At 45.7% G+C, this 16,610-nt stretch carries 15 protein-coding genes; 7 read left to right on the forward strand and 8 right to left on the reverse strand.

Annotation, left to right across the window (positions count from 1 at the left end):
- Positions 1-173 precede the first annotated feature (173 nt).
- A complete protein-coding gene (locus KFE26_RS10210; protein WP_113941031.1) occupies positions 174-1,181 on the forward strand; it encodes an isocitrate dehydrogenase in 1,008 nt (335 codons plus the stop codon).
- 220 nt (positions 1,182-1,401) lie between these two features.
- On the opposite strand, the gene rlmM is transcribed toward KFE26_RS10210, so the two are convergent.
- The 4 genes from rlmM to KFE26_RS10230 form a co-directional block, all read right to left on the reverse strand.
- Entirely contained in the window at positions 1,402-2,487 is a 1,086-nt protein-coding gene (rlmM, locus tag KFE26_RS10215) for a 23S rRNA (cytidine(2498)-2'-O)-methyltransferase RlmM (protein ID WP_011846285.1), read from the reverse strand.
- Positions 2,488-2,664: 177 nt separating this feature from the next.
- Positions 2,665-3,057 carry a DUF423 domain-containing protein gene (locus KFE26_RS10220; protein ID WP_011918954.1) on the reverse strand — a complete coding sequence of 131 codons (393 nt, stop codon included), beginning with the start codon at positions 3,055-3,057 and terminating at the stop codon, positions 2,665-2,667.
- A 28-nt stretch (positions 3,058-3,085) separates the two neighbouring features.
- The gene (locus KFE26_RS10225; RefSeq protein WP_212600334.1) at positions 3,086-3,760 is read right to left on the reverse strand and encodes an alpha/beta family hydrolase; all 675 of its coding nucleotides are present in this window, start codon (positions 3,758-3,760) and stop codon (positions 3,086-3,088) included.
- Positions 3,741-4,652, reverse strand: a complete 912-nt coding sequence (locus KFE26_RS10230; RefSeq protein ID WP_105249769.1) for a transcriptional regulator GcvA — start codon at positions 4,650-4,652, stop codon at positions 3,741-3,743. The genes KFE26_RS10225 and KFE26_RS10230 overlap by 20 nt, the downstream gene beginning before the upstream one ends.
- Before the next feature lie 227 nt (positions 4,653-4,879).
- On the opposite strand from KFE26_RS10230, the gene KFE26_RS10235 reads away from it, so the two are divergent.
- A complete protein-coding gene (locus KFE26_RS10235; RefSeq protein ID WP_212600335.1) occupies positions 4,880-5,116 on the forward strand; it encodes a hypothetical protein in 237 nt (78 codons plus the stop codon).
- A 135-nt stretch (positions 5,117-5,251) separates the two neighbouring features.
- Here KFE26_RS10235 and thiI read toward each other — a convergent pair whose 3' ends face one another.
- The 3 genes from thiI to pomA all read right to left on the reverse strand — a co-directional run bounded on the left by thiI (position 5,252) and on the right by pomA (position 8,853).
- Positions 5,252-6,706, reverse strand: a complete 1,455-nt coding sequence (gene thiI / locus KFE26_RS10240) for a tRNA uracil 4-sulfurtransferase ThiI (protein ID WP_028760687.1) — start codon at positions 6,704-6,706, stop codon at positions 5,252-5,254.
- A 449-nt stretch (positions 6,707-7,155) separates the two neighbouring features.
- Positions 7,156-8,082: a flagellar motor protein MotB gene (locus KFE26_RS10245; protein ID WP_113941028.1), complete on the reverse strand. Its 927-nt coding sequence runs from the start codon at positions 8,080-8,082 to the stop codon at positions 7,156-7,158.
- 3 nt (positions 8,083-8,085) lie between these two features.
- Entirely contained in the window at positions 8,086-8,853 is a 768-nt protein-coding gene (gene pomA / locus KFE26_RS10250) for a flagellar motor protein PomA (RefSeq protein ID WP_173497062.1), read from the reverse strand.
- Between the two features lie 314 nt (positions 8,854-9,167).
- Between pomA and xseB the strand changes: the two genes are divergently transcribed.
- From xseB to dxs, 3 genes are read left to right on the forward strand one after another with little or no spacing between them, the layout of a single operon-like run.
- Positions 9,168-9,407 (forward strand): exodeoxyribonuclease VII small subunit, encoded by a 240-nt coding sequence (gene xseB / locus KFE26_RS10255; RefSeq protein WP_006080884.1) that lies wholly within the window; start codon positions 9,168-9,170, stop codon positions 9,405-9,407.
- Between the two features lie 2 nt (positions 9,408-9,409).
- Positions 9,410-10,291, forward strand: coding sequence for a (2E,6E)-farnesyl diphosphate synthase (gene ispA / locus KFE26_RS10260; protein ID WP_212600336.1), 882 nt, complete (start codon positions 9,410-9,412; stop codon positions 10,289-10,291).
- Between the two features lie 21 nt (positions 10,292-10,312).
- Positions 10,313-12,181: a 1-deoxy-D-xylulose-5-phosphate synthase gene (dxs, locus tag KFE26_RS10265; RefSeq protein ID WP_212600337.1), complete on the forward strand. Its 1,869-nt coding sequence runs from the start codon at positions 10,313-10,315 to the stop codon at positions 12,179-12,181.
- Positions 12,182-12,336: 155 nt separating this feature from the next.
- On the opposite strand, the gene grpE is transcribed toward dxs, so the two are convergent.
- Positions 12,337-12,957 carry a nucleotide exchange factor GrpE gene (gene grpE, locus KFE26_RS10270; protein ID WP_028760692.1) on the reverse strand — a complete coding sequence of 207 codons (621 nt, stop codon included), beginning with the start codon at positions 12,955-12,957 and terminating at the stop codon, positions 12,337-12,339.
- A 100-nt stretch (positions 12,958-13,057) separates the two neighbouring features.
- Here grpE and nadK point away from each other — a divergent pair, with 100 nt between their 5' ends.
- A complete protein-coding gene (gene nadK, locus KFE26_RS10275; RefSeq protein WP_081729057.1) occupies positions 13,058-13,936 on the forward strand; it encodes an NAD(+) kinase in 879 nt (292 codons plus the stop codon).
- A 1,016-nt stretch (positions 13,937-14,952) separates the two neighbouring features.
- A complete protein-coding gene (locus tag KFE26_RS10280; RefSeq protein WP_049821741.1) occupies positions 14,953-16,596 on the forward strand; it encodes an L-lactate permease in 1,644 nt (547 codons plus the stop codon).
- Positions 16,597-16,610: the final 14 nt, after the last annotated feature.

Here is a 16,610-nt window from a genome sequence, read left to right on the forward strand (position 1 = left end):
TTTTACAAGTTATACCACATAAAAAATCGTGATATTGCTCACTATTTCCTGTGAAGTTTGACCAAAGATGGTTAAAATAATAGGCAGAAAAAATACCAAATTCATAGTCCTGCTATCCAGTTAGCACTGGGGCAGACAATTGCAGTAACGACGAACCGTGGAAGGACTTCTCCATGTCAAAAAGAACGATAACCGTAATTCCAGGTGATGGAATTGGCCCAAGTATTATTGATTCAGCCTTAAAAATTCTTGATAAAGCGGGCTGTGATTTTGAATATGAATTTGCCGATGCCGGCCTGACTGCACTTGAAAAGCAAGGCGAGTTACTGCCAGCACGCACTTTAGAACTCATTGAAAAAAACCGTATCACACTGAAAGGACCGCTGACGACTCCCGTTGGTGAAGGCTTTACTTCTATCAACGTAACCTTGCGTAAGAAATTCGGTCTGTATGCTAACGTACGCCCAGTACTGTCTTTCAAAGGTACCCAAGCCCGTTACGAAAATATCGATATCATCACAGTACGTGAAAACACCGAAGGCATGTATTCTGGCCATGGTCAAAAAGTGTCTGAAGATGGTTTAACGGCAGAAGCGACCAGTATCGTCACTCGCCAAGGTGCTGAGCAAATCGCCACTTTCGCCTACGAACTAGCTCGCAAAGAAAACCGTAAGAAAGTCACTATCGTGCACAAAGCTAACATTATGAAGTCAACGTCAGGCCTTTTCCTGAAAGTGGCCCGTGAAGTGAGCCTACGTTACCCAGACATCAAAACAGAAGAAATGATCGTCGATGCAACGTGCATGAAGTTAGTGATGAACCCAGAAAACTTCGATGTGATCGTGACGACCAACCTGTTCGGTGACATTTTATCGGACCTGTGTGCCGGTTTAGTAGGTGGTTTAGGTATGGCACCTGGCGCAAACATTGGCCGTGATGCTGCAATTTTCGAAGCCGTTCACGGTAGTGCACCTGATATCGCAGGCAAAAACCTCGCAAACCCAACCTCAGTGATTTTAGCGTCTATCCAAATGCTGGAATACTTAGGTATGGCTGACAAAGCTGAGCAAATCCGTAAAGCGGTATCTGCAGTGATCGAAGAAGGCGACCGTACGACTCGCGATTTAGGCGGCACTCACGGCACGACTGACTTCACGCAGGCTGTGCTTGAGCGTCTGTGATCTCAATGCTGAGCGCGTTTAAGACGAGCCTATAACGCGCTTGTTCAAGCAAAAGCTTAAAAGAAGCAAGCGCTTGAAACTCGAATGAGTAAACACAAAAAAGCCCCAAAGTTTCCTTTGGGGCTTTTTGTTATCTAGCTTTTAAACCTGCGTGGCTTTAAACCCGCATGACTATTACCATTCTAGCGACAACAAGATCACCGCAGGGTTAGCGCAGCAATTAATTCCACGCGGTATTAGGACGTAGCCATAAATGCACTGTCACTTCATCACGGTCGTGATAAAGATGCTTACACTGCACTTTAAAATCGGTCACACCATTCTCTTTAAGAATCGTCTGCATGGTCTCAAGAATGGCTGTCACTTCTTTATAGCGGCTCTTCATCGGTAATTTAAGGTTAAAAATCGCTTCCTTAAACCAACCGTTAATCGCCCAAGCTTCAATCAGTTCAGCAACGCGCGCAGGTTTCTCAACCATGTCGCACACCAGCCAATAGATATTTTTACGTTGCGGTTCGAAACGGAAACCGTCTTCACGGTAATGTTTCACTTGGCCCGTTTCCATCAGTTTTTCATCCATAGGGCCATTATCAACTGCCGACACAAACATGCCGCGACGCACCAGTTGATAAGTCCAGCCACCAGGGCAAGCGCCCAAATCCACTGAGTTCATGCCACTGCGAATACGCTCTTCTTGCTCTTCCTTAGGCACGAATTGGCCAAAGGCTTCGTCGAGTTTCAGACTAGAACGACTCGGTGCATCCGCCGCCATTTTAAGGCGTGGAATGCCCATAAAATGTGGCGAACTGTTATTACTGTAGGAATAACCCACATAGGCACGGCCGGGGCCAATAAAACACACGTGGATAATCGGACGTTTGGGATTTTCCTGCGCGAGCAAACTGCCCGATTTTTTCAAATGCTGGCGTAAAGGCACAGTGAACTTACGGCAAAAAGCCGAGAGCTCTTTCGCTTCGTTAGTGTCAGGTGTTTCAACCCGCACTTCACCCGCTTTGCTGACATCACTGAGCGCCGCAACGATTGGGCTTATTCTGTCATTTTCAGGCAAGTCAACTAACAAGTCGCTAGCAGCAAACATCTGGCGGGCGAAAATGAGCGAATCTAAAGGTAATTGTTTGACTAACGTATCAGCAGCGTCGTCTTCAAAACATTGGTATACAACATAAGCGTCGTTATTGTTGGCCTTAACAAAGCCACCCACATTGAGCTCACCGGCTCGCTGTTGGATTTCTGCAGCGCATTCTTTTTCAAAGCCTGCGCGGCAAAATAAAAATAGGTTTTTCATGGGGATCCCTGAGAAATCCAAGCCAAAGCATTGGCTGACTATCGATTTGGGCGCCAGTATACCAATTTCAATCCACAAATGCCCTATTTGCCTACTGCTGAACCTTGAATTGCGATTAGAGAAATAAAAAAGGCTTAGGTGCACCCTAAGCCTGTTAACTCACATAAGCATCAATGATTAAGACTCATGGCCGTCGATAACTTTGTGACGCCATACCGCGGCGGCAAATAATAACCAACCGAGTAAGAAACAACCACCACCCATAGGCGTAATAGGACCTAACCACTTAGTCCCAAACAAAGCCAGTCCATATAGTGAGCCCGAAAATAGTACTATGCCTGCGACAAAGAGATATGCCGACCAGTCCAGTAAACGCGAGGTTAACCATTGGCCCGAGAATGCAACCATGATGAGGGCAAAGGTATGGTAGAAATGATATTGCACACCTAAGTTAAAGACTTCAATTAAGTTTGGTGGCGCGACCGCTTTTAAACCATGGGCACCAAAAGCCCCTAAAGCGACGGCTAAGAATCCGCTCACGGCGGCGAGTAACAATAAACCTTTACGCATTTAACGCTCCTGCTGGAATGGGATTAACTCATTCAACATTTATTCGCTCAACATCAAGCTCACGAATAAAATCACTTGATAAATCAATAGCACGTGCAAGGTTAGTGGCTTCACTGGTGCCTGACGACTTTCTTGGGACAAAACTATGATCGCCGTCAGTTATCCAAACCAATCCTATCTCAGCTTTCAAGGGCCAGCTTGGGATCTGCGCTTTGCCACCAAACTTATCCCGCTCCCCCTGTACGACTAATACTGGGACTTGGCATTCATTCAAAGGTTCCAATCTAGGCTCGCCGCCTTTGAGTGGCACAAAAGGATAACCTAAACAAATCACCCTATCGATGCGCGCCGCTAATGCAGGATCACAGGCTAATAGGGCCGCCATACGACCGCCCATGGATTTCCCCATTAACACCACACGTTCAACTTGTGGTTGTGAGTGGGCGATATCGAGCATATGTGTAAAACACGCAAGCAATTTAGGCGCACGGTCCGGTGGACGCCGTTTGCCATCGACTGCATTCGCCTGCATATAAGGAAAATTAAAGCGCATCACTCGGAAGCCCTGAGCAACGAATCCCGCCGACATGGCCTGCATAAAATCAGAATCCATGTTAGCACCCGCACCGTGGGCCAATAAAATCAAAGTACTCGCAGGCTCCCCTTCTAATACATAAATCGGCTTATCCGGGCAACAACTCACTGCGAGACTCCTCGGCAAACATGTCTAACATCCATTCACGAAACGCCACCACTTTACCTAACTCAGCATGGTTTTGTTGGCAAACTAAGTAATAAGCATCTTTACTGACCAAGACTTCTTGGAATGGGCACACAAGCCGCCCAGCTTTAATATCGGGGCGTGCCAGCACGCTGTAACCCAGGGCAACCCCTTGACCGTGGGCTGCCGCCTGCAATACCAAAGACGAATGACTGAAAATAGGTCCTTGATTCACATTAATATCGGTAATGCCACATTGCCTAAACCACGCCTGCCAATCGTGACGATTCATATCATGTAATAACGTGTGATACTTTAAATCGCTCGGTTTTGAGAGTGGTTTAGGACCGTTGAGCAACATGGGCGAACACACGGGAATAAGCACTTCGTTTCTGAGCTTATCTGCACGTAGCCCAGGCCAATTACCTAAGCCATAATAAATAGCCACATCCACATCATCGGTTAATGAACTCGCTTCGGTATCAACGGCCTTAATTCGCACATCGATATCGGGATTTTTCTCACTGAATTTAGCCAAGCGTGGCACTAGCCATTGAATCGCAAAACTGGGGGACATACTGACCGTCAGCGAACCAATCGCACTACGGGCGAGTAATCTGTCGGTAGCATCGGCAAGCTGAATAAAGATATCTTTGATGTCGAGAAAATAGCTCTGCCCTTCTTCAGTTAATAGCAAAGAACGGTTCTTTCGACGAAATAATTTTAATCCGAGGAAATCTTCTAATGCCTTTATTTGGTGGCTCACCGCAGCCTGTGTAACAAACAATTCTTCCGCTGCCCGCGTAAAGCTCAAATGCCGCGCGGCTGCCTCAAAAGCTTTAACCGCATTAAGCGGTGGTAATCGTCTCGACATAGTGATCTCTGTCTCGTTTTTTAATTAGTTTTTCTAATCCGTATTGTTACATTTAATCGTTTGTAAAGGCCAGCGTTTTTGGTTAAATTTTGCGCCAATGAAACAGCTTATCAACGAAACACCAATAGCGATGAAACATCCATAGCTATGAAATACCTAAGTTAGACAATCTCAAAGTTGATGATGGGAATGTCTGACAGCGTTAATTTGTCAGCCCGGAGGCGACTATGTTCAATTTAAAATCGGCATTTGCGTTAATATTAGTCTCAGCACTCAGCTTCAATGCCAGTGCAAATGTACTCGTTGACGAAATCGTCATCGACACAAGCGACTTGCAAGCCAATATCACTGCAGATTTAACCGCTGCAATGAATAAAATGCACCAAGAAGCGCTGCAAGAAGCCACTCTGTTGATTGCCACAGACGATGTCACATCTCATCAGCAAGTCGTTAAAGCTGAATAACCTAAACGACACTGAAACTCAGGTCGCGCTCAGTAAGAGCAAAGAAAAAGCCGCATTAATGTGCGGCTTTTTTGTACTTGACTAGCAAATCAATCCCACTGACGATATACGGCAATGGGCAGGTTTTCGCCCGACTTATGGACGATACACTTTCACGTTCGTGTAACCTTGCTCGATTAAATACAATGCCTGCAATTTACTCATCACCCCACGCTCACAATAGAGCAAATAAGTCTTTTGCTTATCGAGATCGGCAAACTGAGTCGCTAACTTGAAGAATGGGATACGTTTAATCTCAATACCTTCAATTTGCAGCGGTTTGCTTTCCTCTTCTTCAGGGGCACGAATATCAATGACCACTTGGTTAGTATCGATACTGGCAACCGTTTCTGTCTCAGTAATCCGAGTATCCATTTGTTCTGCGATCTCCCTGATATCGATAGTGACAGATTGGGCGATGATCTGATCGATCAAATCCTCAGAGAACTTTTTCTCTTCCGCTTCAACCTTAGCTAATACCGCTTTTACCGTCGGCTTTTGCGAAATTACGCCGCAATATTCAGGCATTGATTTAGCAAAATCTTCGGTGCCGATTTTACGGCTCTCGTTGATAATGTCTTGCTTATCCATGGCGATCAGCGGACGTAGAATCAATAACTCAGTACAACGGTCGATGACGTTTAAGTTGGTCAGGGTCTGGCTAGACACTTGGCCTAAACTTTCACCGGTAACTAAGGCTTGAATGCCCATACGCTCGGCGATACGCGCCGCGGTACGCATCATCATGCGTTTCAATACAACGCCCATTTGACCGTTATCGATACGCTCTAAAATCTCAGCAACCACAGGCTCAAAAGGCACAGAGATAAACTTCACTTTATGGGATTCACCGTAGGTTTTCCACAAATGGTAAGCCACTTGTTTAACACCAATTTCATGCTGTGCGCCGCCCAGATTGAAGAAGCAGTAGTGGGTACGAGCGCCTTTTTTGATAAATTGATAGCTAGAAACGCCAGAGTCAAAACCACCCGAAATCAAGGACAATACATCTTCCTGTGTTGCCATCGGAAAACCGCCTAGACCTTCAATACGCTTAGTCACCATATAAAGGTTATCGCGCTCAATCTCTAAATTAACGGTAATGTCCGGATTCTTTAAACGCACGCCCAGCGCATCGGTAAACTGGTTTAAGCCACCACCGACATAACGTTCAACTTCAATAGAATTAAAATCATGATCGCCAGTACGCTTTACTCGCACGCAGAAGGTTTTACCCGCGAGTTGGTCACGGTAAACAGGCAAGACTTGCTGATAAATATCATCAACAGATTCAAAGCTGTACTCATCCACTTGCACTACGTGTGCAATGCCAGGAATACACGCCAGACGCTCACCGAAAGCTTGGGCCAATTCAGGCTTATCCTTTGGTACCATCACCATAATGCGGTCCCATTGACGCTGCACTTTTGCATCTTCGTCAACTTTTTTAAGCACATTACGGATGTTAGTTTCGAGCATTTTGGTGAAGCGCATGCGTACAGGCTTGCTCTTCATCATGATTTCTGGATACAGCTTTACAATAAACTTCATGGGATTTCCGCGGGCAATTTTAAAACAGCAAAATTGGTTAAAAGAATAATCGGGGGATTATATACCCAAGCAACCTAAAAAGGCGAGTTTCAGCGCACATAGCCAACAGCGACACAGGCCAAATTTGTGGCGTATTCATCGCGTATTAATGACTAAATCACGGCAGCTAATTAGGCTGAAATAATGTCAATAAAGCCTACTCGAGTGGTTTGAAGTGCCCTGCTTAAAATAAGTGATTTGAGATGAATCATTAACAATAAGTCGTTGAGGGATAGTTAAGGAAACTTAGGGATTACACACTCAATGTGATTAACGTAAAGCCCAAATGGATTTAAATCAACCACAGCGATTTGATGCATAACACGTTAACTAAAAAGGGAAAAGTCCACATTAGCTAGATAAAAAAGCCGCAAGATTATTGCGGCTTTAGATTGGGAGTATCTAAACACTTAAGGCGAATTACCGATCTGAATTTCTTCAGACTCCTTCGCTTTACCTTGCTCAATAGCAATTTCAACCCTGCGGTTACGAGCACGATTTTCCGGAGAATCGTTAGGCACAATCGGATTGTTAGACGCCATACCAACCACTTTCATTCGATTAGAATCAAAGCCGCTGACCTGTACTAACTCATGGGCCACTGCCACGGCACGTTTGCTGGATAAATCCCAATTAGAACTATAGAGCTCATCGCTTATTTGCATATCATCCGTGTAACCTGACACTGTGATGACACCTGGCACATCTTTTAACAATTCGCCGACTGAGCGCACCACAGGTTTAAATCGAGGCTGTAGGAAACCTGAGCCAGAAGCAAATGACCCCTTCTCACGTATACGAATAATAATCTGCTGACCTAATGACTCAATTTCAATCGCTCCATCGGTGATCTCTTTATTGAGCTCCTGCGCCATCTTCTTCACTTGCTGATTGATCTTTTCTTGCGCCGCTGCTGCTTCCGCTTTAACCGCATCGGCAACTTCTTGCGCCGTAGCACTCGCTTCGCCACCCCGCTGAGAACCATTTTGCTGCTGCACGCCGCCCGCACTATCGTCTTCACCCGCTTGGAAATCCAATACAGGTTCCGTCATTTCATTCGTTTGCTGGTTAATGATTTCAATCGGAGTCGGATCGGGGCGACCGGGTCTAAATTCTAAGGCAATGACAGAAGTCCCTTTCGGGATATCTTTAACTTCCACCTTATTTTGCACACCAAAGGCATACTTCATTGAGCCCGCGATCTGCTTAAACTTCATCACGTCCATTTCAGAAAATGACAATAACAATACGAAGAAACACATCAACAGCGACATCAAGTCAGCAAATGTTGCCAACCAGAGCGGTGCTCCGGGCGGTGGACAATTGCACTTAGCCATGGGCTACTCTCCGTCCGTTGTATCGATTTTACGATTTTTTTCAGCGAGATAATTTTTCAAAAAGCCTTCAATCACCCGCGGGTTTTGTCCGTCTTGAATCGCCAATACCGCATCCATAATAAGGTTACGATTGAGCATTTCCTCCCCCATCCTAAGCGTTAGCTTATCCGCGATAGGAAGACAAACCATGTTAGCAACCATAGCGCCGTATAATGTGGTTAACAACGCAACCGCCATCGAAGGACCAATAGATTTAGGATCCGCCATATTTGATAACATGGCCACGAGACCAACGAGTGTACCTATCATCCCCATCGCTGGCCCAACATCGCCAAAGGCTCTAAATATGCCAATCCCCGTACGATGACGTTCTTCCGTTAGAGCGATGTCCTTCTCTAGAGCTGCACGCACTACTTCACCATCATGACCATCGACTAACATATCGACAGCCTTTTGCATAAAAGTATTGCTAATTTGCGCTTCTTCTAATGCCAAAAACCCCCCTTTACGGGCAGCATCCGCCATAGTCACTGACTGTTCAATCAAGTCTTCTGGTTTATCAATCTTAAATACAAAAGCTTTCAAAGCAATTTTAACGGCGCTTAAAAACTGTTTAAGAGTGAACTTCATCATTACCACGAAGAAGGACCCACCGAACACAATCAGGATCGAGGGCACATCAACGAAAATCATCAAGCCGCCACTGGTCACCATAGCGCCGAGAATAAAACCAAAGGCTCCCACAATTCCGATTATTGTTGCTAAATCCACAACGGCTCCTCAATTTTCGTAATAAACGACATAATACTTACTCTGGGTAAGCAAGAACACTCAGTTATTCTACCGAATAAGATAATCCCACCGACACACATACGAGCCTTGTTTATCCAGTTAAAAATTACCATACAAATGATGATACTATTGTCAGTTATCGGACACACACTAAGCAAGTTTAGCGACAATTTATATTTTCTGGAAAAATTTCAGTAACAAAGCGTGCTATTGAGCAAATATCTTTAGTCTGAATTTGACCCTTACGCCGCCCTGATATACCTTGTGTCCGCTAAATCAAAGGAAACCTGAACGTGGCGAAGAAACCCGAAAATCTTAGTTTTGAAGAATCCCTTGGCGAACTTGAACGCATCGTTGCCGATCTAGAACAAGGCGATATCTCCCTCGATGACGCGTTAAAACAATTTGAACGTGGCATCAATCTCGTTCGAAATAGCCAAGCAAAACTCGAACAAGCCCAACAAAAAGTGGCCATTTTACTGAAACAAGACGAAAATGCGCCCCTATCCCCCTATGCCGTTGAGGGCGAATAAGCGTGTTAGTCAGTACCATTCAAGAATATCAACAACGAGTTGATGATCAATTAAAACAGCGTTTTAGTACGCTTGAAGATACAGCTCCCCAATTAAAAGCCGCTATGACTTACGGTGCCTTATTGGGAGGGAAGCGCATTCGACCGTTCCTCGTATACAGTGTAGGACGCATGTTTGGGGTCGAACTCGAAAAGTTAGATGCTTGCGCCGCAGCCATTGAATGTATCCATGCTTATTCATTAATCCACGACGATTTACCCGCCATGGACGATGACGAGCTCCGCCGTGGCCAGCCGACAGTGCATATCGCCTTTGATGAGGCGACGGCCATTTTAGCGGGGGATGCTCTGCAAACCTTAGCCTTTGAAATTGTCACCGAAGCCGTAGCAGGGATCAGCAGCGAACAACATATTGCTATGGTAAGAGTATTAGCCAAAGCCTCAGGTTATCGTGGTATGTGTGGAGGTCAAGCGATAGACTTAGCCTCGACCGATAAACATATTGATCTTAACGCGTTAACTCAGCTACATAATATGAAAACTGGCGCCCTTATCAGCTGCGCCGTTGAGTTAGCTTTGATCGCCGCAAACGCGCCAAAAGATCAGTATGCTGCTATGATGGATTTTGCTCGTGCGGTCGGACTCGCCTTCCAAGTACAAGACGATATCCTTGACATCGTAGCCACCACCGAAGAGCTAGGTAAACCGCAAGGCTCTGATACTGAATCGAATAAGAGTACGTTTCCACAACTACTTGGACTACAAGGTGCACAAGACACCGCCAAACAACTGATCCAAGAGGCACTATCAGCGCTGGCTAAATTGCCATACAATAGCCAGTTAATTGCAGACTTCGCCCGCTATATCATTGAGCGAAGAATATAATAAGAGTCGAAGTATCTCGCTATGAGTTTGGACATTTCTCAGTTTCCCGTGTTGGCGCAGGCCAACACCCCCAATGAGCTCCGCCAGCTTCCTCAGGCACTTTTACCACAAGTAGCCGATGAACTGCGCGAGTTCCTTCTTAAGTCTGTTGGCATGTCCAGCGGACATTTTGCCTCTGGGCTCGGCACAGTAGAACTCACTGTGGCACTGCACTATGTCTACAATACCCCCTTTGATCGACTGATCTGGGACGTAGGCCATCAAGCCTATCCCCATAAAATTCTCACGGGTCGACGTGACAAGATGCACACCATTCGGCAAAAAGATGGCTTACATCCTTTCCCATGGCGTGAAGAAAGTGAATACGACACTTTCAGCGTTGGCCATTCAGGCACGTCGATTAGCGCCGCGCTGGCGATGGCGATAGCTGCAGAAAAAGAACAAGCAGGTCGTAAAGTTGTAGCTGTGATCGGCGATGGCGCTATGACTGGCGGCATGGTGTTTGAAGCCATGAACCACGCGGGCGACTTGCACAATGACATGCTCGTGGTACTGAACGACAACGAAATGTCGATTTCAGAAAATGTCGGCGCCCTCAATAATCATTTAGCACAACTGATGTCAGGCCGTTTCTACACCACACTGCGCGAAGGCGGCAAAAAAGTGTTGAAAGGTATGCCAGTCATCAAAGAAATGGCCAAGCGCACTGAGGAACACCTCAAAGGTATGGTCGTTCCTGGCACTCTATTTGAAGAGTTAGGTTTCAACTACATAGGTCCTATCGATGGCCACGACGTAGACGCTCTGGTCGAGACCATGCGCAATATGCGTAATCTGAAAGGTCCACAGGTGCTGCACATCATGACCAAAAAAGGTCGTGGTTATGAACCTGCTGAAAAAGATCCTATCGGTTGGCATGCTGTGCCTAAGTTTGACCCATCACTCTTTAAAAAGCCGGCCACCAAACCCGGTTTACCGACCTTTTCTCAAGTCTTCGGTAAATGGTTGTGCGACATTGCCGAACAAGATGAGAAAGTGTTAGCGATTACTCCTGCGATGCGTGAGGGGTCTGGCATGGTGGAGTTTTCCCAGCGCTTCCCGAAACAATATTTTGATGCAGCGATTGCCGAGCAGCATGCGGTCACCTTAGCGGCGGGTTTTGCCTGCGAAGGTTTCAAGCCTGTAGTCGCGATTTACTCGACTTTCCTGCAACGCGCCTATGATCAGCTTATTCACGATGTCGCACTACAACAATTGCCCGTGTTATTTGCCATTGACCGTGGCGGTATCGTCGGTGCCGATGGTCCAACCCACCAAGGTGCATTCGATTTAAGTTTTATGCGTTGTATCCCTAATATGGTGATCATGGCGCCGTCCGATGAAAACGAATGTCGTCAAATGCTCTACACTGGCTATTGCTATGATGCGGGCCCAAGCGCGGTGCGTTACCCAAGGGGCAGTGCCACGGGAGCGATGCAAGTCGAGTCCATGACTGCGTTGCCAATTGGTAAAGGTGTCATTAAGCGCATCGGTAAGCGTATTGCCATACTTAACTTTGGTACCTTGCTCGCATCGGCATTAACCGCTGCCGAAAGCCTAGATGCGACGGTTGTCGATATGCGCTTTGTGAAACCACTTGATGTTGATCTGGTAAAAGAAATGGCACTAACCCATGAAGTGTTAGTCACTGTGGAGGAAAATGCCATTATAGGCGGTGCGGGTGCCGGAGTGCTTGAACAGCTTCAAAAGCTAAAAATGCCTAAAGCCATACTCCAAATAGGTTTGCCAGACGAGTTCATTAAACATGGCTCGCCAGAAGAAGTCATCCACGACTTGCAACTGGATGCCGAAGGCATACTGGCGCAAATCAATGCTTATCTAGCACAATAAATGGCTCAATAGTTGGCGTAATACTCGGTAAGGTGCTAAGTCTTACCAATATAGATTTCGCCAATATTTTGCACATATTCCGCCCATAAAAAAGGACTGCAATTGCAGTCCTTTTTTGTTGCTGTCTGTTATAACAGCGGCTGATCCAATAAAGCTTAAGCTTCGATATCTATCGTTGCGCTTTCTTGGTTAGGGCCACCCTGTGACACCATCACCATAGCAGGGCGCAGCAAGCGACTGTTCAGCTCATAACCCTTTTGCATCACCAACATCACAGTGTTCGCAGGGAACTCGGCGCTTGGCTGCATGCCAATCGCTTGATGTTGATCAGGGTTAAATGACTGACCTTGTGGATCAATTTGCTTAACACCAAATTTAGCCACCGCAGTGAGTAAGCTTTTTTGAGTTAACTCAACACCTTGATAAATCGCTTTCGTCGCTTCATCTTCTGGGTTTGTCCCCATTAGCGCGCGCTCCATGTTATCAAGCACAGGCAAAAGCTCATTGGCGAACTTTTCCAAGGCAAACTTGTTCGCCTTTTCCACATCCATTGCGGCACGACGACGAATGTTATCGACCTCGGCTGCGGCGCGGATGACTGAATCCTTCTGCTCTTCAACTTTCGCCAAAGCTTCAGCGAGTAACTGTTCCAGCTCTTCAATACGGAAATTGGCCTGGGTAAGCTCATCGATCAGACTTGCTTCTGCGGTAGATACTTCAGACTCTACACCCTCTTGGATCAGATCCTGTTCTGCTTTAATCGATTCGTTGCTCATTTTCACTCCAGCTAAAAATGCTTTGTTTCTGAAATACTCTGGGCATATTATGGGGATCAATTTTGACGTTTCAAGGCCTAAGGCCAGATCTAGCATAAATATGACCACAAAGTTTCATACTATCGGCCTTATCGGCAAACCTCACCACCAAGGGACCAACCAAACCTTAAAGCGTCTGCATTATTGGCTGACAATGCAGGGCTTTGAAGTCTTAGTGGAAGAGCGTGTTGCTACCGAATTAGGACCCAATATCATAGCGGTCGATTTACTAGAAATTGGCGCGCGTTGCGACTTAGCCATAGTCGTCGGTGGTGACGGTAACATGCTCGGCGCGGCAAGGGTATTAGCCCGCTTCGATTTAGGCGTGATTGGGGTTAACCGCGGCAATTTAGGCTTTTTAACCGATCTGCCGCCCGATGCCTTCGAAGAGGCGCTCGCCAAGGTACTCGATGGAGAGTTCGATACCGAGCATAGATTCTTACTCGAAGCCGAAGTCTATCGCCACGGTATGCTCAAGGCGAGCAACACCGCCGTCAACGAAGCCGTACTCCATCCGGGTAAAATTGCCCACATGATTGAGTTTGAGGTCTATATTGACGATCAGTTCATGTACAGCCAACGTGCCGACGGCATGATAGTGTCAACGCCTACCGGTTCAACGGCCTACGCCCTCTCCGCTGGCGGCGCTATTCTGACGCCTAATTTACAGGCCCTAATCTTAGTACCTATGTTCCCGCACACTCTGTCGTGTCGCCCGATTGTTGTCGATGCGTGCAGCACCATAAAAATGGTTGTGTCACCTGAAAATGGCGAAAACCTCGAAGTCAGCTGTGATGGCCACGTGCATTTAGCCGTGTTACCCGGCGATGAAATCATAGTGCGCCGCAGCTCTGAACGTTTACGGCTTATTCATCCTAAAGGACACAACTATTTCCACGTGCTGCGGACCAAATTAGGCTGGGGCAGCAAGTTGTTTTAAGTCTGTATCTGTTGGCTAAATCACCAATAAAAGAGACATATCACGTCTCTTTTTTATTTTGTAAATTTAACCTAGAAGGTTGCGATTAAAGCCTTATCTTTTCCCCTGCACAGTCTTTGGTGAACTTTTTAGCACTTCTCACAAACAACTTATATTCGCATTAATGGCGTTTGAGCATTAATGACACTAACCAGTCTGATAAAAGTTCAAACAGTATTTTTTAGTTTTGTTACTTAAAATTTCTGCTTCAATTTCACCCTGTTCTCTCAATTTCCCCTCTTAACCCATTAGAAGCGGTCACTTTTTATTTCAACTTTTCTGTTATTCGCTCAATATACTTGAATATTTGGGCTGGCTGTTCGCTCAAATAAACTGAAACTAAATTAAACAATAGTTATTAAATTTCATATTAAAGTAAAATTCATTAAGTGATATCCATCACAATAAAATCCCACCATTTTAAAACGTGCTCTAGATCACTATAAAAAACCATTCCAAAATGGACATATTAGGCAAACATTACAATAGCTTGATAAAAATAGAAGTAAATGAGTTAATCTAGCCACAACAATCTATGCGACCTTAATCACACCTTAAAAATGACTAAAAAAACCAATAACAGACTATTAATGAAATAAATGGATCAGTTAATTGCAATAATGACGATGAATATGAGTGATAGCTCTACTTTTAATAACCAGAAAAACAACAAATTTAATTTAATATAACCAAAGTAGATATACACCCAACAGTCTAAGTGATCATTGTCACATATAAGAAAATCCCCCGAGAGAAGCACCCCGCAGCACTGTAAATTAGCATTTCATATAACAGCCAAGATGATCTAGATCATATTAGTCAAGCTCACAATAGCGTCTAGTACACAACACAGAATGTCGAGACCGTAAGTACTTGCAGTATTAACTGCTGATTTATTGGTCTGGGAAGTCGACATGAAGGCAGATGAAAAATCCTAATATCAATAATAAGACAGACCACTTTATGAAGAGGCAAGCATGACAATACTTCAACTCCTCGCTAGCTTGACGCCAGTGCTCAGTGTAATGCTATTTCTAGTGTTACTCAGAATGCCTGCATCTAAGGCTATGCCTATCTCAATGATAATCACAGCGCTCGCCGCCGTGTTTATTTGGCAAATGGATACCACATTACTGGCGGCATCGGTCCTCGAAGGACTGCTCTCAGCCATCACACCGTTAACCATCATTTTTGGTGCCGTATTCCTACTCAATACCCTGAAATACTCAGGTGCCATGGACACTATCCGTGCTGGGTTTACTAACATCAGTGCCGATGCCCGTGTACAAGTCATCATCATCTGTTGGTTATTCGGTGCCTTTATTGAAGGTAGTGCTGGTTTTGGGACTCCCGCAGCCATTGGCGCACCACTACTGGTATTGCTTGGTGTACCACCCGTTGCCGCAGCTGTCGTGGCTTTAATTGCTGACTCGGCCTGTGTATCCTTCGGTGCGATTGGTCTACCCGTACTCTTTGGGATGGAACAGGGTCTGATCCAAGGTGGCGTGAGCATGGCGGCGGAGCAATTTGCTGCCCATGGCGGTAACTATGCTGGTTATGCTCGATATATCGTCATGCATATGATCACTATCGACTTAATCACAGGTTCATTAATTCCTCTCGTAATGGTGACCATGCTAACTGGATTCTTTGGTCGCAATAAATCCTTTAAGGAAGGCTTAGCAATTTGGAAATTTGCGATTTTCTCAGGTCTTGCCTTTACCGTCCCCGCATGGATCATCAACTACCTTGCAGGCCCAGAATTCCCTTCGGTTATCGGTTCATTGATCGGTATGGCCTTAGTGATCCCCGTTGCGCGTAAAGGCTACTTACTGCCTAAAACGCCATGGAATGATTTCGCAGAGAATGACAGTCAAGAAAGCGGAAAAGTCGAAACAACGGCTAAGTTTTCCCAAATTGCCGCTTGGACACCTTACATCATCATGGCTGCGCTTTTGGTACTGTCGCGTACAGTTGCACCGTTAAAAGCATGGTTATCAAGCTTTAACATCAGCTGGACAGGCCTAATGGGCACTGAGCTTAAAGCCAGCTTCGCAACCTTATATGCACCTGGTGCCTTCTTTGTTGCCGTATGTATTCTAGGTTTCTTCCTGTTCAAAATGAAAAGCCCTGCAATTCAGCAAACGGTCGGTGTTTCATGTAAGTCCATGTTGCCAACCATTATTTCATTAGGCGCATCAGTGCCTATGGTGAAAATCTTCTTAAACTCAGGCGCTAATGGTGCAGGTCTTGCCTCAATGCCTGTCGCTTTAGCGGATATGTTGGCAGGTTCCATGGGCGCAGTGTGGGCTTGGATGGCGCCTATCGTGGGGATTTTTGGTGCCTTCTTATCTGGTTCAGCCACCTTCTCAAACATGATGTTCTCCAGCCTACAATACAGCGTTGCCGACAATATTGGCATGAACCACACACTGGTATTGGCACTACAAGGTATCGGTGCAAACGCCGGTAACATGATGTGCGTAATGAACGTGGTTGCCGCTGCAACGGTAGTGGGTATGGCAGGTAGAGAATCAGAAATTATCCGTAAAACAATGCCTGTTGCCATTGGTTATGCCTTACTGGCGGGCACAATAGCTACCCTGTGGGGTGGATTCTAAGCCGTTTTATTTTA

The organism is Shewanella sp. M16 (genome assembly GCF_018224605.1).
Taxonomy (GTDB): domain Bacteria; phylum Pseudomonadota; class Gammaproteobacteria; order Enterobacterales; family Shewanellaceae; genus Shewanella; species Shewanella oncorhynchi.

Excerpts from the sequence above, each read along its gene's own strand:
- KFE26_RS10210 (WP_113941031.1), top strand. The coding sequence starts at position 174 with ATGTCAAAAAGAACGATAACCGTAATTCCAGGTGATGGAATTGGCCCA.
- rlmM (WP_011846285.1), bottom strand. The coding sequence starts at position 2,487 with ATGAAAAACCTATTTTTATTTTGCCGCGCAGGCTTTGAAAAAGAATGC.
- KFE26_RS10220 (WP_011918954.1), bottom strand. The coding sequence starts at position 3,057 with ATGCGTAAAGGTTTATTGTTACTCGCCGCCGTGAGCGGATTCTTAGCC.
- KFE26_RS10230 (WP_105249769.1), bottom strand. The coding sequence starts at position 4,652 with ATGTCGAGACGATTACCACCGCTTAATGCGGTTAAAGCTTTTGAGGCA.
- KFE26_RS10235 (WP_212600335.1), top strand. The coding sequence starts at position 4,880 with ATGTTCAATTTAAAATCGGCATTTGCGTTAATATTAGTCTCAGCACTC.
- thiI (WP_028760687.1), bottom strand. The coding sequence starts at position 6,706 with ATGAAGTTTATTGTAAAGCTGTATCCAGAAATCATGATGAAGAGCAAG.
- KFE26_RS10245 (WP_113941028.1), bottom strand. The coding sequence starts at position 8,082 with ATGGCTAAGTGCAATTGTCCACCGCCCGGAGCACCGCTCTGGTTGGCA.
- dxs (WP_212600337.1), top strand. The coding sequence starts at position 10,313 with ATGAGTTTGGACATTTCTCAGTTTCCCGTGTTGGCGCAGGCCAACACC.
- grpE (WP_028760692.1), bottom strand. The coding sequence starts at position 12,957 with ATGAGCAACGAATCGATTAAAGCAGAACAGGATCTGATCCAAGAGGGT.
- nadK (WP_081729057.1), top strand. The coding sequence starts at position 13,058 with ATGACCACAAAGTTTCATACTATCGGCCTTATCGGCAAACCTCACCAC.
- KFE26_RS10280 (WP_049821741.1), top strand. The coding sequence starts at position 14,953 with ATGACAATACTTCAACTCCTCGCTAGCTTGACGCCAGTGCTCAGTGTA.